Source organism: Ruegeria sp. BHSB058, assembly GCF_059613285.1.
This window is the reverse complement of sequence record NZ_JBXWSF010000006.1, coordinates 19,648-44,186: the sequence shown is the minus strand read 5'-3', so window position 1 is coordinate 44,186 and position 24,539 is coordinate 19,648. Positions and strand designations below refer to the sequence as shown.

Here is a 24,539-nt window from a genome sequence, read left to right as displayed (position 1 = left end):
TTTCTGCCGCAAAAAACGGCAATCCTGCCGCGCACCCGCTGGACCCTACGGCCATCAAAGGGTAGCGATAGGCCAACTGAATAAGGAGCCCGATTATGGAAACCGTTTCCGAGAACAAGGCCTTTGGCGGCGTGCAGGGTGTGTACCGGCATGCAAGCGCCGCGACCAGTTGCGACATGACCTTTGGCTTGTTTCTGCCCGCCGAAGCCAAGGATGGGCCAGTTCCGGTTCTGTGGTATCTGTCGGGCCTGACCTGCACTCACGAAAACGCCATGACAAAGGCGGGCGCGCAAAGCTGGGCCGCCGAACAGGGGATCGCGTTGGTGTTCCCCGACACCTCGCCACGCGGCGAAGGCGTGGCCGATCATGAAGACTACGATCTGGGCCAGGGGGCAGGTTTTTATGTCAACGCCACGCAAAAGCCCTGGGCGCCGCACTTCAGTATGTGGAACTATGTGGCCGAGGAACTGCCCGCGCTGCTGACCGAGCATTTCGCCATCGACGGCGATCGGCAGGCAATCACCGGGCATTCGATGGGCGGGCATGGCGCTCTGACCCTGGCGATGAACCTGCCCGGGCGGTTTCGCTCGGTCTCGGCTTTTGCGCCAATCTCGAACCCGACGAGCAGCAACTGGGGCCGCAAGCAAATGAGCGCCTATCTAGGGGATGATGAGGCCGCGTGGGCGAAACACGACTCTAGCCTGTTGATGAAGGAAAAGGGCTTTGACGGGCCGATCCTGATCGACACCGGCACCAGCGACCAGTTCATTGACCTGCTGCGCCCCGAGGCGCTGGCCCATGCCATCGCCGAACGCCGCCAGCAGGCCACCAATCGCTTGCAGCCCGGATACGACCATTCCTATTTCTTCGTGTCGACCTTCATGGAAGATCACATCTCGTTTCACGCCGAAGCGCTGTATGAGGAGTGAGCCATGAGCAAGTTCGACTATGATCTGATCATCATCGGCTCTGGCCCCTCGGGGAAATCCGCCGCTATTCAGGCGGGCAAGCTGAAGCGCAAGGTTCTGGTCATCGACCGCAAGGACCGACTGGGCGGGGTATCAGTGCACACCGGAACCATTCCGTCCAAGACCCTGCGCGAAACGGTGCTGAATCTGTCGGGCTGGCGCGAGCGCAGCTTTTACGGGCTGGCCTATCGCGTCAAGGATCAGATCAGCGCCGACGATCTGAAGGGACGTCTGCACAAGACGCTCGATTATCAGGTCGACGTGCTGGAACACCAGTTCAACCGGAACCACGTGGAAACGCTGAACGGACTGGCGAAATTCATCGGCCCGCACGAGATCGAGGTGACTGCGGACACTGGCGAGACGGCCCGGTTGACCGCCGCCAAGTTCCTGATCGCGACCGGAACCAAAACCTATCGGCCCGACTATGTTCCGTTCAACGGCAAGACCGTCGTGGACGGCGATGAATTTCTTGAAATGGATGAGATCCCCCGCTCGCTGGTTGTCATCGGCGCGGGTGTGATCGGGGTGGAATATGCCACCATGTTCTCGGCATTGGATGTCCGGGTGACGCTGATCGAACCGCGCGAGACCTTCCTGGATTTCATCGACCGAACCCTCATTCAGGAGTTCACCCACCAGATCCGCGAAAACGGTGTCGATCTGCGGCTGGGCTCGGCGGTTGAAAAGATCGAGGATGCGGGCACCCATGTCGAAGTCAGTCTGGCCAACGGCCGCCACGTGCGCGCGGAAATGCTGCTGTTTGCCGCCGGGCGCATGGGTGCGACCTCGGCCCTGAACCTCAAGGCTGTGGGGCTGGAAACCGACCACCGCAACCGGTTGGATGTGGACCGCAAGACCTATCAGACCGCCGTGCCGCATATCTATGCCACTGGCGATGTGATCGGGCACCCCTCGCTGGCCTCGACCTCGCTGCAGCAGGGGCGCGTTGCCGCCTGCCACGCGCTGGAGACACCGACCCTGCCAGAAAGCCCCTGGTACCCTTACGGCATTTACTCGGTCCCCGAGATGTCGACCTGCGGCATGTCCGAAGAGGAATTGCAGGAACGCGGTATCCCCTATGAAGTGGGCGTTGCACGGTTCCGAGAAACCTCGCGCGGGCATATCATGGGATTGGAACACGGCATGCTGAAAATGCTGTTTTCGCTCAAGACCCGGCGGGTGCTGGGGGTGCAGATCGTGGGCGAAGGCGCAACCGAGTTGATCCACATCGCTCAAGCGGTGCTGAACCTGAAAGGGACGGTGGATTACTTCGTGCAGAACACCTTTAACTATCCGACACTGGCCGAGGCTTATAAGATCGCCGGTCTCGACGCTTTCAACCGCATGCCGATCCCGGACGAGTTCAAGGTGCGCAAGAAGCCGGTCGCGGTCAAAACCGAAACCGAGGTGGCGGAGAAAAAGGCCAAAAAGGCGTGACGCTTTACGTCGATGCCGACGCCTGCCCTGTCAAGGCCGAGGCCGAGCGGGTCGCGACGCGGCATCGGTTGCCTATGATGCTGGTATCGAATGGCGGGCTGCGCCCATCGCCAAACCCGCTGGTGCAGGTTGTGATCGTGGCCGAAGGCGCGGACGAGGCGGACAAGTGGATCGCCGAGCGCTGCGGCAAGGGGGATGTGGTGGTAACCTCTGACATTCCGTTGGCGGCAAAATGCGTCGAGACGGGGGCGCGGGTTCTGCGCCCCAATGGCGAGGCGTTCACAGCCGCCAATATCGGCCAGCAACTGGCGATGCGCGACCTGATGGCCGATCTGCGCGCCGCCAACCCACTTGGGGCTGGCGGCGGCGGCAAGGCGTTTTCCAAGGCCGACCGGTCTCGGTTTCTGGACGCGCTGGAACGGGAAATCAGGACAGCGCAGCGGAGCTAGGCAACCATTCCACAGACTTAATGTTCGGGGTCATTTGGTGGCACGTCCAACCCGGCCTTTTCCAACCCGCCCATCAGGCGCTCGATAAAGTCACCCGACATTCCGCGCGCGCGGTAGGGTGCCCGGAGGTCATCCAGGAACTCGGTGTGTTGATCTGTCAGGACCGCCGCCGTCTCTCTGGCTTTTTCTTCTTCTCCGTTCATTGCATAAATGGCCGTCAACGTGGTCAGGCTCATCGGCCCACTTGGCGTTCCCATGCTCAAAAGATGATTGCGAGCCGCTTCGCAATCACCTTGGGCATAGGCATGCAGCACCCAAGCGTTGTCATATCCGGGATGGAGCTTGGGGTTGAGTTCGCGCGCGCGTGAAATCCAATCTTTGCCTGTCTCCCACTCTCCGGAATAGGCCAGAAAGATCCCGAGATCGGCCAAAATCCAGGAATCATTGGGGTTCAGTTCGATGGCCCTGTTTGCATGGTTCATGAAGACGGCTTTGTCATCACCGACCATCTGACTCAAAATCGCCAACGCGTAATAGGCATCGGGGTTGTCGCGGTCTACTTCCAGCGCCCGGTTGGCTGCATCGCGTGCCAGCTGTGCCCAATTCGGAGCGGTATCAAGGGACCGTTTCTTGGATTCCAGATGATTGACAGCCAGTCGCGACCACCCCAAGGAGAACCCGGGCTCTTCTTCGACGGTTCGCAACAAACAGTCACGCGCCTTACGGTGCGCCTCCAGGCTGAATGTCTGGTAGAACCAGAAAGCCAGCAGATAGCATTCATACGCTTTAAGGTTTTCCGGCGCCTTGTCGCGGATCGCCTGCTGGACGCTGGCCTGAAACAGCGGCGCGTCGCTTGAACCGACCTGCGCCGCAACCTTGCTGGCAATCTCGATCTGTATGTCCAGCAGGTCCTGCACACTCAAATCCCGGTCAAACGGACCGGGCGCAGGCAACTGACGACATGTCTTTGCATCTGTAAAAGTTGTGGTGATCCTCAGGTGATCCTTCGACCGGCGAACCGTGCCTCCCAGGATATAGTCGGCACCCAGCTCATCCCGGATCACGTCGCAGCTTGGGTCGTCGCGATATGCGCTGCTCGCTTCTGGCGCAATCACGAACAGGTTCGATGATTTGGACAGCATCGCATTCAGGTCGCGGGTCAGCCCCTGGCCAAAGAAAGCTTCCTCAGGCGCGCCTCCGACATCTTCAAAGGGAAGGATCGCAATCCTGGCGCCGGTGGGCAAACCGGGATTGTCTTCGTCGTCGCGCCCGAACAAGAACACCAACCCAAGCGCTGCGGCGGCCGCTGCGCCCGCAGCGATCCCCAAGCCTTTCCGCGCCCTGCTGAATTTCGCTTTCCTGGCTGCCTCAGGTGGCCACGTCCAGACCTCAACAGGCTGGGAAATCTTCTTCTGCACATGACTGCCAAAATTGCCAAATGTGACATCCACCTTGCCTGCAATCTGCTCTGCGACCGGCTTCGAGATGCAGATGCCACCGGACGGGGCCATAGTTTCGAGCCGGGCGGCAATGTTTACCCCGTCGCCCAAAAGGTTGTCGCCATCCGCCATGGCGTCACCAAGGTGAATGCCCATGCGAAGGCACATTCGCTTTTCTTCGATCAAAGTGTCGTTCCGGTTACCGATTGCGGCCTGTACCCCCACGGCGCAACGAACCGCTTCGACCGGGCTGGCGAATTCGGCAATGACACTGTCGCCAGCGCTTCCGAATATGCGGCCACCATGTCTGGTTACCTGTTCGCCAACAAGGCGCTGGACGGATTTCAAGGCGCTGACCGTACCTTCCTCGTCGCCTCCCATAAGGCGCGAGTATCCAACAACATCCGCGGCCAAGATGGCTGCCAGCCGGCGTTCCAGTCAATCCCCCCTGAAATGAAGCTTGTACTGAAACTACTCCCCCTCAAAACTTGACTGACATAGACGGCAAAGCCGTTGGCAGTTGGCGCTTGCACATCCACTTGCGAATTGGTTCATTCGCCCTGCCCCGTTTCAGACAACCCGACAGGATGAACCCGATGCCCGTAAACGCCGTCATCTTCGACATTGGCAACGTCCTGATCGAGTGGCAGCCCGAGCGATACTATGACCGTGTGATCGGCGAAGACCGGCGCAAGGCGATGTTTGCCGAAGTCGATCTGCATGGCATGAACGATCTGGTCGATCAGGGGCATCATTTTACCGAAACGATCTATGGCTGGGCCGAGAAATACCCCGGCTGGCGCGACGAAATCCGCATGTGGCATGACAAGTGGATTGAACTGGCCGCGCCGGAAATCCCGCATTCGGTCCGGCTGCAACGGGCGCTGCGGGCCAAGGGCGTACCGGTGTTCGCGTTGACCAATTTCGGAGTGCAGAATTTCGACTATTCCTGCACGGTTTATCCTTTTCTCAACGAGTTCGACCGGCACTATGTCTCGGGCCGGATGCAAAGAGTGAAACCGCATGCGCCGATCTATGAAATGGTCGAACGGGACTGCGGTTTGCCGCCCGAAACCCTGCTGTTCGCAGACGACCGCATCGACAATATCGAAACCGCCCGCGCCCGCGGCTGGCAGACGCACCATTTCACCGGCCCGCAGCGATGGGCCGAGCGTCTGGTGGCCGAGGGGCTATTGACCGAAAGCGAGGCCACATGACCATCACACAGATCCCTTTTGCCGAAGGCGAGGCCAATCTCGACTGGTTGGAACTGACCGAAGCCTTGGCCGCCGGCCACAGACTGCCAAAGGCAGAGATTGGCGATACGCTGCTTTATCGTGATCCCGACACCCTATTGTCGCGGGCAGCCTGGATTGACGGGCTGGGCATGGCGGTAAAGACCGCGAACATCTTTCCCCGCAACCCCGACTGTGGAGAGCCGCTGATCAACGGTGCCGTCAATGTCTATAGCGACCATGACGGCTCCCTGTCGGCGCTGGTCGATTTTCATCTGGTCACCAAGTGGAAGACCGCTGGCGACAGCCTGTTGGGGGCGCTGCGCCTGGCCAATCCGGACAGCCGTGAAATCCTGATCGTCGGCGTCGGCGTCGTGGGGCAATCCCTGTGCGAAGCCTTTGGCGCCGCCTATCCAAGGGCCCGGCTGCGGCTGTGGAACCGGACCTTGTCCAAGGCCGAGGAACTGGCGGCATCGCTGGGCGGCGTCGATGTGGCCGCGGATCTGGCCGAAGCGGTGAACCGGGCCGATATCGTGATTTCGGCCACGATGTCCTCGGACCCGGTGATCCAGGGAGAATGGCTGCGCCCCGGGCAGCATCTGAACCTGATCGGCGCCTATCGACCCGACATGCGCGAGACCGATGACGAGGCTTTGCGACGGTCGCGCATCTTCGTGGACAGCTTTGACACCACGATCGAACATATCGGGGAGATCAGGACACCGCTGGCCGAAGGGGTCATCACGCGTTCGGACCTGTTGGCCGATTTCTATGATCTGGGTGCCTTTTCCTATGAACCGGGCGCAATCTCACTTTTCAAGAACGGCGGCGGCGCGCATCTGGATCTGATGACCAGCAAATACATTCTGGACAAGTGGCCGGGGTGATCAGGCCAACTGCGCCTCGCCGGTCCGGTTTTCGCGGATCGGCAGGTGCACGATGGCGCTGAAGGCGCCGACCCCCACGCCGACCCACCAGACCATTGTGTAGTCGCCATAAAGGTCGTACATCCGCCCGCCCAGCCAAACGCCCAGGAACCCGCCAAGCTGGTGGCTGAAGAAGACGATCCCGTAAAGCGTACCCATATAGCGCAGTCCGTAAAGATGCGCGACCAGCCCCGAGGTCAGCGGCACGGTAGCAAGCCAGAGCGATCCCATAACCACCGAAAAGACGATGACCGATGTCGGGGTGACCGGCAACAGGATGAAGGCTGTGGCCGCGATAGTGCGCCCGGTGTAGATGCCTGCCAACACATACTTTTTGGTGAAATGCTTGCCCGCCCACCCGGCCGCCAGGGTCCCGGCAATATTGGCGAGGCCAACCAGCGAAATGGCGACTGCGCCGAGCGCTGATGTCGTCGTGATCCCCATCGAATGCAGTACGCCGCCCGGCTGGATCGGGCCGCACATCTCGGTCACGAAAGCGGGGAAATGCGCAGTGATGAACGAAAGCTGATAGCCGCAACTGAAGAACCCCAGAAAGATCATCGCATAGGACGGGTCGCGCAGCGCCTTCATCAGGATGTGGCCCATGCTTTCTTCCAGTTCCTGCCTGCCGACCGGGGTCGGCGCACGCATGAAGGGCAGCGTCAGGACAAGCGCCAGAATAAGCGCGGCAAAGATCACAAAGACCTGCTGCCACTGAAAATGACCCAGCAGGAATTCGGCAAAGGGCGCGCCCACCACCTGCCCGGCGCTACCCGCCGCGGTGACGACGGCCAGGGACATCGACCGGTTTGCATCCGACGACGCCCGCCCGACCACGGCCAGAACCACGCCGAACCCGGTTCCTGCGATGCCGAAACCCACAAGCCAGGCGTAAAGCTGCATCTCGATCGGCGTCACGGACCAGGCCGTCAGGACCATCCCGGCAACATAGGTCAGCGCGCCCATCACGATGGCGCGGCGATCCCCGATCTTCTCGGCAATGGCGCCAAAGATCGGCTGCCCGATGCCCCAGGCGAGGTTCTGGATCGCGATTGCCATGGAAAAGTCGGCGCGCAGCCAGCCGAACTCTGCCGCGATGGGAATCTGGAACACACCGAAAGAGGCACGCACGGCAAAGCTCACCATGATGATGATGCAGCCGACGATCAGGACAGGTGTCAAAAAGCGGGTAGAACGATCCATCAAGAAGTCCCGGTTGGTTGTTCCGGCGACGTTAGCGGGAAAACATGCGGGGTCAATTCAGGATATTTGGCCATGGGGTTAAGGGAAATTGATATGACGCAAGGTTTTCCCCGCTTTCCAAGGCGGCAGACGGAAGGTATGCCTCAGGAATGTTTGACGTGATTTCGCTATATTCCGACCGCGTGACCGAAGGCATTTTGCACGCGGACGACGCGCAGGAGGCGGTGCTGCCTGAATTCGAACGCATCCGTTCGGAGCTGGCAAAACCGGTCAAGCGCGGACTGTTTCGCAAACCGCCCCCCCCGCCCAAGGGCTTGTACCTGTGGGGCGGCGTCGGGCGCGGCAAGTCGATGCTGATGGACATGTTTGTCGAAACGTTGGGCGACATCCCGTCGCGGCGGGTGCATTTCCACGCTTTCATGCAGGAAATTCACGCAAAGATGCATGAGGCGCGGCAACGCGGAGTCGAGGACACGCTGGCGCCGGTGGCGGCCGAGGTGGTGAAATCGGTCAAGGTTCTGGCCTTTGACGAAATGCAGATCACCGACATCACCGACGCGATGATCGTGGGACGCCTGTTCGAGTTCCTGTTCGACGCCGGCGTTGTGGTGGTCACCACCTCGAACCGGGTGCCGGACGATCTGTACAAGGACGGTTTGAACCGGCAATTGTTTCTGCCCTTCATCAAGCTGATCAAGGAGCAGCTGGTGGTGTGGGAGATGGTCTCGCCCACCGATTACCGGCAAAATCGGCTGGAGGGAGCGCCTGTCTATTTCACGCCCATCGGCCCCGAGGCGCGGGAAAAAATCCGCGCGGTCTGGCGCGATTTGTCGGGAGGGCCCGCAGAACCACTGGTGCTGCACGTCAAGGGGCGCGAGGTTGTTCTGCCCGCCTTTCGCAACAGCGTGGCGCGGGCGTCGTTCTATGACCTGTGCGGACGGATGCTTGGGCCGGGCGATTACCTGGCGATTGCCGAGGCGGTAAAAGTTCTGGTGCTCGAAGATATCCCTCGCCTGTCGCGCAACAACTTCAACGAGGCGAAACGCTTCGTGACCCTGATCGACGCCTTGTACGAGGCCAAGGTGCGGCTGATCTGTTCGGCGGCGGCGCAACCCGAGATGCTGTATGTCGAGGGCGAAGGTACCTTTGAGTTCGAACGCACCGCCTCGCGTCTGCGCGAAATGCAGGCAGAGGGCTGGGGGGCATAAGGGGGCGCTGCCCCCGCCGCCTTTGGCGGTTCAGCCGTTTTCACGCAGGATGTTGCCCGCCAGATAGAGAGAACCGCAAATCAGCACCCGGGCCCGGGAATCTTTGGCTATGATCGCGTTCAGGGCCTCACTCACGCTGACTGCGGTCGCGGCCGCCAGATTGACCGACCCGGCCGCCGCAGCAGTATCTTCAGCACTGAGCGTGTTGGCTTCGCCGGGGATTGAAACGGCTATGAGGCTTTGCGCCTGACCCGCGAGCGGGTGCAGATAGCCGGTAACATCCTTGGTGTTGAGCATGCCGCAAATCAGGTGTGTCGGGCGCGCAGGCAGTTTTGACAGCAGGTCCGCCAGCGCAACACCGGCGGCGGCGTTGTGACCACCGTCGAGCCAAAGCTCGGCTTCGGGCGCGGCCTCGACCAAAGGGCCGGTTTTCAGGCGCTGCATGCGGGCGGGCCAGAAGGCATTTGTCACTGCGGCCTCATAGGCCGCATCGCCCATGTCCAGATGGCGCAGCACGGCAAGCGCCGCGCCGGCGTTCTGAACCTGATGTGCGCCCATCAGGTTCGGCAGCGGCAGGTCGCGCAGGCCGGTTTCATCCTGATAAACCATTCGCCCGTTTTCTTCGTGCACATGCCAGTGCTGGCCATAGGCGATCAGCGGCGCGCCGAGCCGGGCGGCGGTAGATTCGATCACCTCCAGCGCCTCGTCTGGCTGTGGTCCCACGATGCAGGGCACGCCGCGCTTGATGATCCCGGCCTTTTCCGCTGCAATCTTGGCCAGCGTGTTGCCCAGATATTGTTCGTGATCGATCGAGATCGGGGTAATCACGGAAACTGCCGGTTGGTCGATGACATTGGTTGCATCAAGCCGCCCGCCAAGGCCGACCTCGAGCAGCGTGAAATCCGCCCGCGCGCGGGCAAAGGCCAGCAGGGCCGCACAGGTGGTGATTTCGAAATAGGTAATGTTCTCGCCGCCATTGGCGGTATAGCATTCATCCAGAACCGCCGTCAGGTCGGGTTCGGAAATCAGCTCACCAGCAACGCGGATGCGTTCGTGAAACCGCGCCAGATGCGGCGAGGTATAGGCATGCACGCTGCGCCCTACAGCTTCCAGCCCGGCGCGGATCATCGCCTGGGTCGATCCCTTGCCGTTGGTTCCGGCGATGTGGATCACCGGCGGCAGCTTGTCTTGCGGATTGTCCAGTGCCGACAACAGCCGCCAGACACGATCCAGCGTCAAATCGATGATCTTGGGATGCAGCGCCATCATCCGGTCTAGGATGAGGTCGGATGTGGGCGCGTTCATTTCTCGGCTTCAGCCTCGGCTGGGGCCGCCTCGGCCTTGGGTTCCTGGACATCCGGCGAGGGCAGATCACCGGCAATCGCAGGCGGCAGATTCAGCAGCATGCGGGTGATGGTAATCAGCTCGTCCCGCATCTCGGTGCGCTTGGTCACCCGGTCCAGCATGCCGTGATCCAGCAGGTATTCCGCGCGCTGGAACCCTTCGGGCAGTTTCTCGCGGATGGTCTGTTCGATGACGCGCGGCCCGGCAAAGCAGATCAGCGCGTTGGGTTCCGAAATATGCACATCCCCCAGCATCGCGTAAGAGGCGGTGACGCCACCGGTAGTGGGGTGGGTCAGGACCACGATATAGGGCAGGCCCGCCTCTTTCAGCATCTGTACCGCGACGGTGGTGCGCGGCATCTGCATTAGGCTCAGGATACCTTCCTGCATCCGGGCGCCGCCAGCAGCCGAGAACAGGATCAGCGGGCGCTTGAGTTTCACCGCCTCTTGCGCGGCGGCGATGATGGCGTTGCCCACGAACATGCCCATCGAGCCGCCCATGAAGCTGAAATCCTGTGCGGCGGCGATGATCGGCGTGCGCCCGATCTCGCCGGCGGCGACCAGCATCGCCTCTTTCTCGCCGGTTTTCTTCTGCGCCGCCTTCATGCGGTCGGGGTATTTCTTCTGATCGCGGAAATGCAGCGGATCTGCGGTGGGCGCAGGCACGGCAACCTCGGTAAAGATGCCGCCATCGAACAACGCCCTGAACCGGTCGCGCGGGGTGATCGCCATGTGGTGATCGCAATGGGTACAGACGTTCTGATTATCCGCCAACTCGCGGTGGAACAGCATCGTTCCGCACTCGTCGCATTTCTGCCAGAGATTCTCGGGCACTTCGCGACGCGAGAAAATCGAGTTGATCCGCGGACGGACGTAGTTTGTGATCCAGTTCATGACAGAACCCTGATTGTACTGCGTTCAGGTCACATAAGACCCTGCGTCAGGAAATGCAATCAACGCCTGATGGCAATTCGGGCCGCCAGCCAGGCCGTCAGCATCATTGCGAAATCGACATAAAGCCAGTCACGCAGAAACTCGGTATCCGACATCTCGTAGGGAATCAGGAACAGGGCCAGACCGTCCAGACTGCCCGGCAACGCGACGAAGAGAAGCGCAATCACGTTGTTGAACAGGTGCAGCGCGATTGCCGGTCCCAAGGTGCCGGCCCGCGCCGTCAGGTCGGCCATCAACAGCCCGAACACACCGGACCACAACGCGATCAGAACCGCGTTATCCCCCGCCTGCGCGGGCAGGTAGTGCCCCATCGCAAACAGGACCGACGGCACGACCATCCAGATCAGCGGCGACCGAAAGCGCGCTGCCAGGCTTTGCTGGATGTAGCCGCGGAACAGGATCTCTTCGGCCCCGGTCTGGATCAGGACGGCCAAAAGGGAAAGCGGCAACAAGATCAGCCATTGCGCGAATGGCAGGTTCGGCTCCAGCGGTGTGCCCATGTCATAGGGCGGCAGCACCAGAATGACACCGCCCAGAATCACAAGCACGCGCAGCGCTTGGCGGAATTGGTGGACGGTTTGCCGAAATGGGCCAATGACCGAACCAAGCGAACGGTGTTGCATTTGCCGCACGGCCAGCACGACCCCCAGTATGACGAACCCGAAACTCGCCAGAAGCGTGATCATCGGCCCCGGTGCGGTTCCGGCCAGAAAATCCAGCACCCATTTCTCGGACATTGAGATGCTGACAAGGGCGAACAACGCCGCGTTCAGGGAAAACACTACAACCGCCACCAGCGTCAGGCCCACCAGCACCCGCCAGATCTCGGACCGGGGACGAACCGGCAAGACAAGCTGGTCATGGGCCGAATAGGCCGGACAACCGCCTTCACCGCCCATTTATGGCGTCCATATCTGCGGCAGGAGCGTTGGTGGCGCCGGATTCGGATCCTCCGAACTTCTCGACACGCAACCGGTCGGCCACATTGACAAGGTGCCCGGCCACCGTTTCCAGCAATTGCACCGCCACCGACGAGTCATTTTCTACCACCGCGCGGAACTCCTCGGCTCCGATTCTCAGAAAGCTGCTTTTTTCCTGCGCGATCAGGTCGAATTGACGGGGCAATCCGGTGATGATCGACAGATCGCCGATCAGGCGGCCCGGTTCTACCGTCGAAATCGTGCGGGTCTGACCCTCGTCGTCCTTCCAGCTCAGCAGCGCGCGCCCCTCCAGGCACAGATAGGCAGCATCGGCGGATTGCCCGCTCGAAAAGATCACTTGCCCCGCAGCCGCGTCATACCATTGCGCGGAAAACGCCAGCAGCCGCTGGTTGCGTGCATCGATCTTGGCGAACAGCTCGGTCGAGGCGATGATGTTCAGCTTTCGGCTGAGATCGGCCGCCGCACCTTCGCCCAGTTCAAGCTGCGAGCGTGAAACCCCATCGATGCGACCATCCTGGATTTCGATGAACAGGTCATAAGCCTCGGGATGGGCAAAATGGTCTTCCATGAAGATCATGATCGAATCGGGCAGCAATTCACGCAATTTCTGCCGAGTGCGCAGTCGGCTTTCGGAATCGTGGCTGGCCAGAGCCTTGTCGAGGATCAGGATGTCGGGCCGCTTGATCCCCGCGCGAGAGAATGCCGCGCGTTCCTGGAACACGGTCGGCAGATTGGTGCCCCCCAGACCAGAGGGCAGATCATAGATGATGGCGGCCACGCGGCGGCGCAGCCCGGCCTCGTTCAGGACCTCGGCCACCACATCCTCGATCTCGTCCAGACGAGCGCCGGCCATGATGGACACGCGGCCGTACAGCGCGTTTTCCATGACGGTGAGGCGCGGCACATACTGGTCTGGCGAGACCGGAACAAACAGCCCCTCCATCGCGTTTCGCAGTTTTTCCGCCTGAGTCCGGCGGATCGAGAGGATCTTTTCCTTGTACTTTTCCGGAAAGCTGGGGCCGATCTGTTCGGCCGTCAGCAAGAACGGGACGGTCAACAGCAGGGCGCGCTCGGACTCATCCAGTGCGCGATCCCCACGCGCTGCCCGCCGCCCGGCGATGTCGAGCAGACGGTGATACATTTCGGGTTCCATGCCCAATCGCCGGAACAGCGGGTGATCGGTGTCGTCACGTCCGAACGTCTGCTTGAGGGCCTCGATGACGCCCAGCGCGATATCCCGCGCCTCCTCGGCCAAACCCTGCCCGCTCAGCATTTCGATAAAGCGTTCGTCGCCCGCCAGAAGTTCGGGCGCAATGTTTCGGGTGGGGGCCGCAAAAAGCAGGTTGCCACCCAACGGAACGGCGGGGTTGAACCGCTCGGGATGGAAGCGATGCACCAGATCGGAAAGGCCGCTGGTGGCGATGCGCTCTGCGATCTTCGGGCGCAGATCGACCAACGCCTGCGCCAACTCCGGATGCAAGTCCGGATCCAGGCGCGATCGCAGGGTGCGGCGGAACATGAACTCGTCAATCCCCATCGCCTCGACCAACTGAAACCACCAGTCACGGATCTGCTCGCCATCCTCCAACCCGGCGAGGCCCGGATCGGTCCAGTCCATATCCAGCGGATCGGTGCTGTTTCCAGCGCGTTGCGCCTCGGTCTGGGCTCGGCTGAGTGCACTCGATCCGTCATCCCCCTGATGATGCGGAGATGTCCGCAGCGGCATCAGAAGGTTGTCGCCCAATGTTCCATCAAACAGGTAGGGGCGGGAATGGGCATAACCGACACGGGCCGCAATCACGGCCTGATGCAGATCGTTGAGCTTGTGGCGGGCGACAACAACCTCGCCATGCGAGGGCAGAACCTCGCGGGTCAGAAGATGCGCGATCGCCTGCCGTTCGGAGGCCCGTGACGACTGGATTGCCACACGTGCGCCGGGCGGAATGGTCAGGTTGATGTCTTCGAGGATGATGTTGCCATCCTGATCCTGGACCGTTACCTCCCGCAGTTCGACCGCGCCGCGCAAATGCTGGATTTCCTTTGGGCGACCTTCGAACAAGTGTTCGGGGATCATGTCGCGGGGGGCAAACCGTTCGGTCACGATCTGCCAGCGCAGTGACATGTCCTGCACCTGATTGTAATAGAACAAAAGGTCTTTCCACGGCCCCGACAGATCCTTGTAGGCCGCCAGCGCCGCCACCAGCGCCCCCACGGTGATCTGGCCCTTGATCGCAAGATATCCGCCGACCGAATAGAACAGAAACGGCGTCATCTGCGAGATCAGGTTGTTGAGGAACTTCATGAAGAACTTCTTCTGATAGATCCTGAACCTGATTTCGAACAATCGCCCCAGCCGGTCGGTAAACTGCGCCATCCGGTATCGCCAACCGCCATTGGCGCGCAGGTCGCTGATGCCGGCAGCGCTTTCACCAATTTCGGAACTCAGTCGCCGGACTTCCTGAATCCGGTCCTTGTTAAGCAGGTTGATCTGGCGCTGCAGCATCGGGATCAGCCAGGCCTGCAACGGGATCAACGCCACCGAGGCCAGACCGAACCACACGCTTTGCATGAACAGGAACGTGACGATGGTCAGCATCTGCCCGGCCTGGAACACCGGCTGGGCAACCGCATCGCCCATCAGCCCGCCCATCGGTTCGGCCTCGGATGTGATCATCGACACCAGTTCGCCCTGACTTGTCGTCGCGAAATAGGCCTTGGGAAACCGCATCATCCGCCCGATGAGCGTATATCGCAGACGCCGCAGCATACGTTCGGACAACACACCTTTCATGGTGTTGATGCGCATCTTCATCAGGCCGCTGACCAGAACGGTGGCCAGGAACGCAAAGCACAGAACCAAAAGATACTGCACCTGGGTCAGCGTCACGCCCCAAAGCTCGATCGTGGCGCGGGTCGACCCGATGGCGTCATTGATGATCCGCTTGGGCAATTCCAGCGAGGCATAGAGGAACGGAAAGGACATAACGGTCAGCGCCAGCAGAACAAGCTGCTGCCGTTTGGAATACTTCCAGATGAACGCGAACAAACTGGGTTCCATACCCCGGTCCCTCTGCTGGCTGGAGCAATCCGCGGCGCGCCGCGAAAAACCCACTGCTACCGGGACATTGACGGTAAGCACTGCCCCACTCGATTACAAGAACACGCACGCTTCCCGGAACGGTTCACGCAAGGTTTCAAATTGACGAAATAGCACCCGCCATGCCCGGATCAGAGTACAGAATTTCATTTACCGGTAAATTTTCCGCGCATTGTCTTTATCTTGCCAATGTTCTTTCGCTAAAGAGGAGCCAATCATCCACTCAACGGACAGGCGATGGACAGGTTGCTGGACCGAATTTTGCACAAACAGGCGATGAAACGCTGGCAGGCCGCTGCCAACGGGTCCAAGAGCGCCGATCTGACTGAATTGCGCAGCCAGCGCAACCGCGCCCGAGCCCTGCGCCGCAACCTTGACGAGCTTATCCAGGTCGCGGACGGACGCCTGGCGCGTCCGCGCCTGGGCAGCAATCACTTTCCCCGACCGCACGGCACAGAATGGGCCTGGCGACCCAATCTGTGGCGCGGCCCGATACGCAAACCGGGACTATCCTCGGCGGCAAAACGCGAACAGATCGGTGACGATGTCGCCCTGTTCCACGACTGCCCGCTTTCCGAAATCACCCTTCGCCAGTTGCGCAACACGAATGAAGAGGATTTCGCGCCGTTTGGTGTCTGTCTGGAGGTGTTTGAGTTTCAGGGGTCGTTTCTGGCATTGGCCATCGATCTGCCGCCCGAAGCCATGCAAGGGCTGACGCGCGCTCACATGATCCGCATGGATATGATTGTCGAAGCAGAACGTCCGGTCGGGATAATTGCTCGGCTCAACGTTCAACATGGGCCGAATACCGGGCAGGTGTCTCAAGAGCTGACCACCGAGACGCGCGCAGCAAGCGCCGAATTCGATCTGGCCTATTCCGATATGAACGAAAAACGGGTTGAAAAGATCTGGCTGGACCTGATCATTCAGAATCCGGAATGGAACCAGATCGTTCTGCGCGACCTGACACTGTGCCGCCATCACCGCGCCGATCTGTAGTCGAGGACTGACATGAGCCAGTTGACCCTGACGAAACTACGCCTGGAAAACGGGATCTGGGATGGCCTTGTGACCGGCGCTACCGAACCGCCGCGTCTGGATGTCCGGCATCTTGACCAGCCCGTCGATGGGGTGTCCGTGACACAGGACGGGTCCGGATGGGCGGTTCGAATACCGGTCCCGGCGGCGGCCGTGACCGAAGGCGTGAATTGCATCCTCATCTTTGACACCGAGACCGGCGCCAAACTGGGCGATATCACCCTGATTGCCGGAGAACCGGCAGCAGATGACCTGCGCGCCGAGATCGAGTTGCTAAGGGCGGAACTCGATACGCTCAAACGCGCATTTCGCCGCCATTGCACAGAGGCGTAATCCGTCTTTCGGCAAGTTTGAAACCGCAGGGGCTCGAGGACAATCGAGCCAAAATGCTGGAACACGTGTAAATTCGCAATTCGGAGCAGATTATACGTGCATCCAAATATTCCCCAGAAAATCAAATTTTATGATATAATGTCTGAGTTTTTTCAGCTCAGGCTTAATTATGATCAGCTTAAAGAAGATATTTATTGTCTGGCTCTTCGGAATTCTGCTCTCGGTTTCCCTGCAACCGAGACATGCGTTTGCGCAGGTGCCGCCACACAATCCCGGTGAGATTTGTTTCACGGCCTATTTCTGGTGCTGGGCTGATTATCCCGGCCCGCCAGGAGCTTATTGCGAGTGTTGGTATAACGGCGCCTGGTATCCGGGTTATCTGGGGTGAAATGTCATGGCGAACCAGGATACCCAAAGACCATATGAATCCTCGGAACGTACTGCCGTCCGCGAATTTCTCAGGGATGCAAGGCGGGTTGAAAATTACGCCACCTGCTGCGGATACCTGAATGACGACAAGTTCCTGCTGGCGCTCGAAGCCGCGCACAGGGCCGAAAAAGAAGGTGGGCTGGAAATCGACTCCGAAGCCTACCGGACGCTGCGGTCGGAATTCAACAACGTGATCCGCAGCATCTATCCCGTCACCCTGCTGGACCTGCGGGAATGGAACCCGTTTCAAAGCCGCCAAAGCGCCCGGGATATCCCTTTGCCCTCGCGCATCCTGCATGGAACAAAGAAATGGTTCACCAATCTGACTATCGCGGTGGGCGCATTGGTGCTTTTTGTTCTTACCGGGTTTTACACGGTCTGGGCGCAACGCACCGAATTGCTGATCAGCGAGATTCAGGCCATTGAAAAACAGGATTTGGTGGAACTGGAACGCACCTATCTGGCCTGGCTGATCGGACGTTTGGAGAACAATGGCAGCCATGACAGCCAATGGAATTCAAGCTGGAGCGAGGGGTCGTCTTATTTCGACAAGATCCTCGCCTTCGAGGAAAAGGTCGAAAAGCTGCGGCTGGATGTTCAAAGGGCGGAACAGGAAACCTACCCTCTGCAAAAGACACTGGGCCGGGTCGCTGACTATACCTGTTTTGAACAGGGCGCGGTTTCACCCGGTCCAAGCAACGCGTCGCCGCGTCCGCAAAGAGCGTATCGCGCGCAGTGGCTCAAGATCTTTTGCCCTCAAACCAATACCGCGACGCCATATTTTCAAGGCGGCACGTCGGCATCCGTACAGGTCTCCGCCAACGGAGAAATCGCACCACAGGCCATTCTGGACTACTTCGCGGTCATGAGAGAGACTTTCAGAAGCGTCTCGAACACGGTCGACCTTGGTCAACGCGGCGCGTCCGTATCCCGATCCGCAAAGGCGGTGCAGGCCGAACCTGCCTCGTTCTATGCCGGGTCCGGCATCGATTTCACCGCACCTCTCCGACCGGATCAGTGCGAGGACGAGGTGAAAAAGATACTGGCCAGTATTTCGGGTATGCTGGCAACGCAGGGCGCCGAGTCAAGACGCGTTGCAAGTTCGCTTCAAAATCCCGAGATCCTGTTCGATATCACGTTGCGCACCAAGCTGATCCAGTTCATCCGCTGCGCCCGCAAGCAGGAACCCCTTTCACCGTTCCATTGGCTGGGCTCGGGCAAATCGTTCAAGATCGACAACACGTATCAATTGCAACGGGAATACCGCGTGGTGTCCAAATGGTGGCTGCCGTCGCTATACGGCGCGTTGGGGGCCATGGTTTACACGCTGGGGTTCATGCTCAGCCGCACCAATCCCGATCCCAAGTTCTTCCGCTCGGTCGTGCGCTTGATGATGGGATCGCTTGCCGGTGTTGCCGTGGTCAATTTCTTCACCCCCGAGGTGGCCAACATGATCTATGTGCCGTTCAAATCGATCGGGCTTTTGGCGCTGGCATTCCTTGCGGGGTTTTCGATCGAAGTGGTTCTGGCGCTATTGCGCAGCATCATCAACCGTTGGAGCGAGCGGGTGTCGACCGTTGGCAGCGGGGCGCATTGATTGCAGCAAAAAGGGCCGCTCGATGGCGGCCCTTGTCAAGAATTGCCTTTTTATCAGTTCTCGGAACCAAAGGCGGACAGCCCTTTCAGAATGTCTATTGCATAAGCCAATTGATAATCCTGCTCGCGCAGTTCGGCGGTTGCCTCCGCCTTTGCACGATCTTCCTCGATCTGGCGGACTTCGTCCTCGGAAAGGCTGTCATTGTTCAGACGTCCGCGCAGGTCAGCCTCGGAGCGGGTGCGCGGTTTCTTGTCTTCCTCTGCCTCTTCCGCAGGCTGGCGGCGTGGCTGTTCGACAACAATATCCGGGCTGACGCCCAGCGCCTGAATCGAGCGGCCCGACGGTGTGTAATACCGCGCCGTGGTCAGGCGCATCGCGCCATCGCCACGCAACGGCATCACCGTCTGGACCGAACCCTTGCCAAAGCTCTTGGTGCCCACGACAATCGCCCGACGGTGGTCCTGCAAGGCACCGGCCACGATTTCCGAGGCCGAGGCCGAACCGCCATTGATCAGCACCACGACCGGCTTGCCCAGCGCCAGATCGCCGGCGGTCGCGTTGAACCGCTCGCCATCTTCTGGGTTACGGCCACGGGTCGATACGATCTCGCCTTCTTCCAGGAACGCGTCCGACACCTTGATCGCCTGCGTCAGCAACCCGCCGGGGTTGTTGCGCAGATCCAGCACGACGCCGTTGATCTTGTCGACGCCGCCCGCTTCCTCGATCTGCTTGTCCAGCCCTTCCTTGAGATTGGGATAAGTCTGATCGTTGAAGGTCGTCACCCGCAGCACCACGCTGGTGCCTTCGGTGCGGGCGCGCACGGCGGTCAGCTTGATCGTGTCACGGATGATCGTGACATCGAACGGCTCGGCCTCGCCTTCGCGAACGATGGTGATCACGATTTCGGACCCGACCGGCCCGCGCATCAGGTCAACTGCCTTGTCCAGGGTCAGGCCCAGAACGCTTTCACCGTCGACATGGGTGATGAAATCGCCCGCCTCGACCCCGGCCTCGTCCGCCGGGGTTCCGTCGATCGGCGAGACAACTTTGACAAAGCCCTCTTCCTGGGTGACTTCGATACCCAGACCGCCGAATTCGCCGCGCGTCTGCACCCGCATCTGTTCCGCGTCATCGGGCGACAGATAGCTGGAATGCGGATCCAGCGATGTCAGCATGCCGTCAATGGCCGCTTCGATCAGTTCATTCGCCTCGACCTCTTCCACGTACTGGGCGCGGATGCGTTCAAAAATGTCGCCGAACAGATCAAGTTGCTCGTAAACTGTTGCGTTGTTCTTTGCTTCCTGCGCCAGCAGAGGACCCGCAATCTGCGTTGTCGCGATCACGCCCGCTATAGTTCCGGCCAGACCGGCCATCACGAATTTTTTCATACTCGTCTATCCATCCTTGTCCGTTCGGAACCACGCCTCGGGGTTCACCGGGCTGTTGCCTTCTCTCACCTCTATATAGAGCGTTTCTGGGCGGTCAGTTCCAGTGCCATCACCGCTTGTTGACAAAATAGCGCCGATTTCCGGTGTAGTGCCCGCCATCAATCCGACCGGGCTGCCCGCCGGAACCACCTGACCGGGGGCGCCAAAGACCTCCTGCAACCCGGAGAAAACGAACAGTAAATCCGGCTGTGGCTCAAGAATGACCACGTTTCCCAAGTCCAGCAATGGACCGCGATACCGGATCGTCGCCGCAGTCGGAGAAACCACCAACGCACGTGGCCGTGTTGCAACGATCATGCCGTTGCGGGTGATTCCGGCGGCGTCCGCCTCTCCGGCACGTCGCAACACGACACCCTGCACCGGCAATTCCAATTCGCCCTTTTGCGTTGAAATATCGGCGTCGGTCGCCGCGATCTCGCCCGCTGCGATTTCGGACAGGCCGCTGGCAAACCCTTCCAGCGTTTCTGTCGAGGAAATCAGGATCGCAGCCCTGACAGGGTCTTCGGTAAACCGGCGCGGCAGATCGGTTCGGTCCGCCACCGCCTTGCTGAGTTCGGCGCGCGCCTTTTGGACACCGGCCAATCCATCCGCAAGAGTATCCGCTGCATTCTGCTGTAGCTGGCGCAGGGTCTGCACCTCGGTCAGATCCTGTCGCAAGTCTTCTGCTCGCGCATTCAGGGCAGGTGCCACCTCGGCCATCATCATGCCCGACCGGGCCGCACCCAAAGGCCCAACCGGATGCAGCATCAGAACCGGCGGCGGTGTGGTTTCAATGGTTTGCAGCACACCCAGAAGATCCGATATTTCGTCTTCTCGCGACCGCAATTCAGCAGCCAATTGCGCCTCGCGGGTCGCTGCCTTGCGCAGACCGTCGCGCATCGCCGCCAAACCTGCCTCAAACGCCTGAATGGTCGTTGTCAGTGCCCGCACGCGGTCGCGCGCGCTTTCGGCCTCATCAAGAGAGATTGTGGCCTGCTCCAGCATCGCAGCCGCCGTGCGCGCCGCGCTGGCGGCATCGCTTTGGGCATTGGCCGCACCGGACCATATCAAAGCAGCCAAAAGAGCCGCATGGAATTTCATTTCAGCAGGCTCTCGCCCGTCATTTCGGGCGGTTTGGGCAACCCCATCAGGTCAAGGATCGTCGGCGCCAGGTCAGACAAACGCCCTTCGCGCAGGGTTGCCCCGGCTGGTCCACCCACCAGGGCGACCGGGACCGGGTTCAGAGTATGCGCCGTGTGCGGCCCGCCGGTAACCGGATCGGTCATGGTTTCGCAATTGCCGTGATCGGCGGTCACGATCATCGCGCCCCCCGCCTTTTCCAGTGCGGCCACAACCCTGGCCAGACCCTGGTCCACCGCCTCGCAGGCCTTGATCGCGGCTTGCAGATCGCCGGTGTGCCCGACCATGTCCGGGTTGGCATAGTTGGTGACGATCAGGTCATACCCCGCTTCGATCGCCTCGACGAACTTCTCTGTCACCTCGGGCGCGCTCATCTCTGGTTGCAGGTCATATGTCGCAACCTTGGGCGATTGGGGCATATGGCGATCTTCGCCCGCCTCAGGCTCCTCCTTGCCGCCATTGAGGAAGAACGTCACATGCGGGTATTTCTCGGTTTCGGCAAGACGAAACTGACGCAAGCCCTGCTTGGCCACCCATTCCCCCAGCGTGTTGACGATATCGCGTTTTGGGAAAACCGTGGTCATATAGGCGTTGTGACGGTCGGAGTATTCGACCATGCCCAGCAGCGCCGCCAACTTGGGGCGCGGGCCGGTTTCAAACTCGGCAAAGCCCGGCTCGCCAATGGCGCGCAGGATTTCGCGCGCCCTGTCGGCCCTGAAATTAAGGCAGAAAACGGCGTCTCCGTCCTTGATTCCATGGTATCCGGAAAGGACCGTGGGGGCGATGAATTCGTCTGTTTCCGATTGGTTATAGGCGTGATCGATTGCGGAATGGGCGGTGCTGACCGGGCGGCCCTTGCCGTTGACGATGGCCTCGTACGCCTCGGCCACGCGCTCCCAGCGGTTGTCGCGGTCCATGGCGAAATAGCGGCCACAGACGGTAACGATGCCAGCTCCCTCGGGCAGGCGCTCTTCCAGCTCGGCGATATAGCCGAAGGCGGATTTCGGTGCCACGTCGCGTCCGTCGGTGATCGCGTGAAGCGCCACCGGAACACCAGCCCGCGTGATCGCCTGCGCGGCAGCGACAATGTGGTTCACATGGCCATGCACCCCGCCGTCCGAGACCAGTCCCATCAAATGCGCAACACCGCCAGAAGTCTTTGTTTTTGCAATGAAATCACGCAACGTTTCGGTCTCGAAAAACGACCCGTCCTCAATAGCCAGATCAATCTGGCCGAGATCCATCGCCACCACCCGCCCGGCGCCGATATTGGTGTGGCCGACCTCGGAATTGCCCATCTGTCCGGTGGGCAATCCCACATCCGGGCCGTGGGTGATCAGCCGCGCGTGCGGGCCTTGCGACATGATGGCGTCGAAGGTGGGGGTATGCGCCAGAACCGGAGCGTTCGAACGCGCGTCGTCAGACAGACCCCAGCCGTCGAGAATGCACAGGACAACAGGCTTGGGCACGGGCATGGCGGGTCTCCGGAAACTGCTCTTGGCGGTCTTCTATCGTGTGCCCGCCCAAGGGTGAACCTGCTTTTTTGTAGCAGTTTGTACCGTGATTTCAGGGGCCATTGTCCGAAATGTACAATCCACGCGCCTCAGGATTGTTCGTGTCTGGCAAAAGCCTCGGCAAATTCTGGATGCCAGCGCGACAGCGCGGGCCGGTTTTCCAGGATATCCCCCAAGGCCCAGGCGACCCGTTTCCTGTCGCGTTCCGGGGTGACGTCATTGTCGGGGCAGAGGATATAGAAATCCCCCGCCGACATGCGGGCGATCAGGTGATCCACGGTCTGTTCCGAGGTCCAGGCCGCGGCCGGTTTTTCCGGCATGTGGCGGGCGATCATGCCGGTATAGGTGAAACCGGGCACAAAGAGATGCGCCGAGATCGGGGCTTTGGCCTGTCGCAGGTCATGGGCCAGCATCTCGGTCAGAACCTTCACCCCCGCCTTGGAGACATTGTAGGCCGGGCTGCCGGGTGGCGTGGTGATCCCCTGTTTGGAGCCGGTGTTGATCACCACGGCGGGTCGCTCGGCGGCGACCATGCGGGGCAGGAAAGACTGCACGCCGTTGATCACACCGAACAGGTTGACCTCAAGCATCTGCCGCCACGCTTCGGGGTTGGTCCAGCTGGTGCTGGGGCGGGCAATGCCGGCGTTGTTCATCAGCACCGCAACCTCGCCCGCGGCATAGGAGGCCTCGGCCAGCGCCGCGACGGATGTTGCATCGCTGACATCGGTGGGTACGGCCATCACGGTGACGCCGTCGCGGGCCAGCTTGGTGATCCGGGCGGTGGCGGCGTCCAGCGCCTCGCCGGGCAGATCGGCCAGAACCACCCCCAGCCCTGCCTGGGCAAAGCGTTCCGCCGCCGCCAGACCGACACCGCTGGCACCGCCGGTCACGACGGCCAGACCGCCCCGTTCGATCGCTTGAGTATACATGTCACGTCCTCCGATTGTTTGGGTCTATCCCCGCATGTTCTGTTTCATGGTGCCGATAAAGGTTTCGTCATCCTGCGCCTTGCGCGCATCCAGCAGCGTCTCGGCATCGGCACCGGCGCGATAGCGCAGGCGGTCGCTGCCGTCGGTCACCGCGTTCCAGATCACCCCGGCCACAACCTCGGGTTCGGAAGGCGACGCCGCATAAAATCCCATCGCGGCCTGCATGCCAGAGACGGTCGGCAAATATTCAGGCATAGTTTCATCCATCACGAATTCGAAAGACCGCCCCCCGAAATCGGTTTTGATCATACCGGGTTCAACGATCTTTACCTTAACGCCAAATGCTTCAAGCTCGTAATGAAGCGCCTCGGACAGGCCCTCTACCGCGAATTTGGTGCCGTGATACAAAGTGCCAAGCGGAAAGGTCATCTGCCCACCGATGGAAGAGATGTTGACGATGGTGCCGGATTTTTCGGTGCGGAAGTGGGGCAGCATTTCCTTGGTCACGGCAATCAGGCCGATCACGTTGGTGTCGAACTGCCGCTGGACCTGCGCCATCGAAAACGCCTCGAGCGGGCCATAGGCGCCGTAACCCGCGTTGTTCAACAGCGCGTCGATCCTGCCGAATTTCGCAATCCCCTGTTCAACGGCAGATGCGATCGTGTCGGGTTTGGTGACGTCCAGCGCCGCAACCAGAGCATTCTCAGCCGCTTCGAATTCGCCACCGTCGCCGGAATTGCGCATGGTGGCGATCACGTTCCAACCCTGTGACAGGAAAAGCCGGGCCGTGGCCTTGCCGATGCCCGAAGATGCGCCGGTGATGAGTATGGTCTGTGGCATTGGGACCTCTTTCTGTTGGATGTGATCCATACCTATCAACCGGATCGGGATCGGCCTTGCCCGATCCTCCGAATGATCTGCCTGATCCT

20 protein-coding genes are annotated in these 24,539 nt (G+C 60.4%); 9 read left to right on the top strand and 11 right to left on the bottom strand.

Annotated elements, in window-relative coordinates; translation table 11 throughout:
• Positions 1 to 95: 95 nt before the first annotated feature.
• Genes fghA through AC2FNB_RS02635 form a run of 3 tightly spaced genes read left to right on the top strand, consistent with a single transcriptional unit; the run spans position 96 to position 2,857 of the window.
• On the top strand, positions 96 to 929 hold the full coding sequence (gene fghA, locus AC2FNB_RS02645; protein ID WP_496744300.1) for an S-formylglutathione hydrolase: 834 nt from the start codon (positions 96 to 98) through the stop codon (positions 927 to 929).
• A gap of 3 nt (positions 930 to 932) precedes the next feature.
• On the top strand, positions 933 to 2,408 hold the full coding sequence (sthA, locus tag AC2FNB_RS02640) for a Si-specific NAD(P)(+) transhydrogenase (RefSeq protein WP_496744298.1): 1,476 nt from the start codon (positions 933 to 935) through the stop codon (positions 2,406 to 2,408).
• Positions 2,405 to 2,857 (top strand): YaiI/YqxD family protein, encoded by a 453-nt coding sequence (locus AC2FNB_RS02635; protein ID WP_480748463.1) that lies wholly within the window; start codon positions 2,405 to 2,407, stop codon positions 2,855 to 2,857. The genes sthA and AC2FNB_RS02635 overlap by 4 nt, the downstream gene beginning before the upstream one ends.
• A gap of 17 nt (positions 2,858 to 2,874) precedes the next feature.
• On the opposite strand, the gene AC2FNB_RS02630 is transcribed toward AC2FNB_RS02635, so the two are convergent.
• Positions 2,875 to 4,710 carry an adenylate/guanylate cyclase domain-containing protein gene (locus AC2FNB_RS02630; RefSeq protein ID WP_496744296.1) on the bottom strand — a complete coding sequence of 612 codons (1,836 nt, stop codon included), beginning with the start codon at positions 4,708 to 4,710 and terminating at the stop codon, positions 2,875 to 2,877.
• A gap of 182 nt (positions 4,711 to 4,892) precedes the next feature.
• Here AC2FNB_RS02630 and AC2FNB_RS02625 point away from each other — a divergent pair, with 182 nt between their 5' ends.
• Both AC2FNB_RS02625 and AC2FNB_RS02620 read left to right on the top strand, forming a co-directional pair.
• Positions 4,893 to 5,513, top strand: a complete 621-nt coding sequence (locus tag AC2FNB_RS02625; protein ID WP_496744294.1) for an HAD family hydrolase — start codon at positions 4,893 to 4,895, stop codon at positions 5,511 to 5,513.
• Positions 5,510 to 6,418: an ornithine cyclodeaminase family protein gene (locus AC2FNB_RS02620; protein ID WP_496744292.1), complete on the top strand. Its 909-nt coding sequence runs from the start codon at positions 5,510 to 5,512 to the stop codon at positions 6,416 to 6,418. Before AC2FNB_RS02625 ends, AC2FNB_RS02620 begins: the two co-directional genes overlap by 4 nt.
• On the opposite strand, the gene AC2FNB_RS02615 is transcribed toward AC2FNB_RS02620, so the two are convergent.
• Positions 6,419 to 7,660 (bottom strand): MFS transporter, encoded by a 1,242-nt coding sequence (locus tag AC2FNB_RS02615; RefSeq protein ID WP_496744290.1) that lies wholly within the window; start codon positions 7,658 to 7,660, stop codon positions 6,419 to 6,421.
• A gap of 149 nt (positions 7,661 to 7,809) precedes the next feature.
• On the opposite strand from AC2FNB_RS02615, the gene zapE reads away from it, so the two are divergent.
• The gene (gene zapE, locus AC2FNB_RS02610; protein ID WP_480748458.1) at positions 7,810 to 8,868 is read left to right on the top strand and encodes a cell division protein ZapE; all 1,059 of its coding nucleotides are present in this window, start codon (positions 7,810 to 7,812) and stop codon (positions 8,866 to 8,868) included.
• Between the two features lie 30 nt (positions 8,869 to 8,898).
• Here zapE and AC2FNB_RS02605 read toward each other — a convergent pair whose 3' ends face one another.
• From AC2FNB_RS02605 to AC2FNB_RS02590, 4 genes are read right to left on the bottom strand one after another with little or no spacing between them, the layout of a single operon-like run.
• Positions 8,899 to 10,173, bottom strand: a complete 1,275-nt coding sequence (locus AC2FNB_RS02605) for a bifunctional folylpolyglutamate synthase/dihydrofolate synthase (RefSeq protein ID WP_496744288.1) — start codon at positions 10,171 to 10,173, stop codon at positions 8,899 to 8,901.
• Positions 10,170 to 11,105: an acetyl-CoA carboxylase, carboxyltransferase subunit beta gene (gene accD, locus AC2FNB_RS02600; protein WP_480748456.1), complete on the bottom strand. Its 936-nt coding sequence runs from the start codon at positions 11,103 to 11,105 to the stop codon at positions 10,170 to 10,172. The genes AC2FNB_RS02605 and accD overlap by 4 nt, the downstream gene beginning before the upstream one ends.
• A gap of 59 nt (positions 11,106 to 11,164) precedes the next feature.
• The gene (locus AC2FNB_RS02595; RefSeq protein ID WP_480748455.1) at positions 11,165 to 12,064 is read right to left on the bottom strand and encodes a CPBP family intramembrane glutamic endopeptidase; all 900 of its coding nucleotides are present in this window, start codon (positions 12,062 to 12,064) and stop codon (positions 11,165 to 11,167) included.
• Positions 12,054 to 15,164 carry an ABC transporter transmembrane domain-containing protein gene (locus AC2FNB_RS02590; RefSeq protein WP_496744287.1) on the bottom strand — a complete coding sequence of 1,037 codons (3,111 nt, stop codon included), beginning with the start codon at positions 15,162 to 15,164 and terminating at the stop codon, positions 12,054 to 12,056. The genes AC2FNB_RS02595 and AC2FNB_RS02590 overlap by 11 nt, the downstream gene beginning before the upstream one ends.
• A 276-nt stretch (positions 15,165 to 15,440) precedes the next feature.
• Between AC2FNB_RS02590 and AC2FNB_RS02585 the strand changes: the two genes are divergently transcribed.
• The 3 genes from AC2FNB_RS02585 to AC2FNB_RS02575 all read left to right on the top strand — a co-directional run bounded on the left by AC2FNB_RS02585 (position 15,441) and on the right by AC2FNB_RS02575 (position 18,600).
• A complete protein-coding gene (locus AC2FNB_RS02585) occupies positions 15,441 to 16,202 on the top strand; it encodes a DUF6478 family protein (protein ID WP_480748453.1) in 762 nt (253 codons plus the stop codon).
• Between the two features lie 12 nt (positions 16,203 to 16,214).
• Complete coding sequence (locus AC2FNB_RS02580) at positions 16,215 to 16,574, top strand: hypothetical protein (protein WP_480748452.1); 360 nt, start codon at positions 16,215 to 16,217, stop codon at positions 16,572 to 16,574.
• Between the two features lie 394 nt (positions 16,575 to 16,968).
• On the top strand, positions 16,969 to 18,600 hold the full coding sequence (locus tag AC2FNB_RS02575; protein WP_496744284.1) for a hypothetical protein: 1,632 nt from the start codon (positions 16,969 to 16,971) through the stop codon (positions 18,598 to 18,600).
• Between the two features lie 53 nt (positions 18,601 to 18,653).
• On the opposite strand, the gene AC2FNB_RS02570 is transcribed toward AC2FNB_RS02575, so the two are convergent.
• The 5 genes from AC2FNB_RS02570 to AC2FNB_RS02550 all read right to left on the bottom strand — a co-directional run bounded on the left by AC2FNB_RS02570 (position 18,654) and on the right by AC2FNB_RS02550 (position 24,450).
• A complete protein-coding gene (locus tag AC2FNB_RS02570) occupies positions 18,654 to 19,988 on the bottom strand; it encodes a S41 family peptidase (protein ID WP_496744282.1) in 1,335 nt (444 codons plus the stop codon).
• 6 nt (positions 19,989 to 19,994) lie between these two features.
• Positions 19,995 to 21,128 (bottom strand): murein hydrolase activator EnvC family protein, encoded by a 1,134-nt coding sequence (locus tag AC2FNB_RS02565; RefSeq protein ID WP_480748449.1) that lies wholly within the window; start codon positions 21,126 to 21,128, stop codon positions 19,995 to 19,997.
• Complete coding sequence (gene gpmI / locus AC2FNB_RS02560; protein ID WP_480748448.1) at positions 21,125 to 22,642, bottom strand: 2,3-bisphosphoglycerate-independent phosphoglycerate mutase; 1,518 nt, start codon at positions 22,640 to 22,642, stop codon at positions 21,125 to 21,127. The genes AC2FNB_RS02565 and gpmI overlap by 4 nt, the downstream gene beginning before the upstream one ends.
• Before the next feature lie 128 nt (positions 22,643 to 22,770).
• Complete coding sequence (locus AC2FNB_RS02555) at positions 22,771 to 23,610, bottom strand: SDR family NAD(P)-dependent oxidoreductase (RefSeq protein WP_496744280.1); 840 nt, start codon at positions 23,608 to 23,610, stop codon at positions 22,771 to 22,773.
• A 24-nt stretch (positions 23,611 to 23,634) separates the two neighbouring features.
• A complete protein-coding gene (locus AC2FNB_RS02550) occupies positions 23,635 to 24,450 on the bottom strand; it encodes an SDR family oxidoreductase (RefSeq protein WP_496744278.1) in 816 nt (271 codons plus the stop codon).
• Positions 24,451 to 24,539 lie beyond the last annotated feature (89 nt).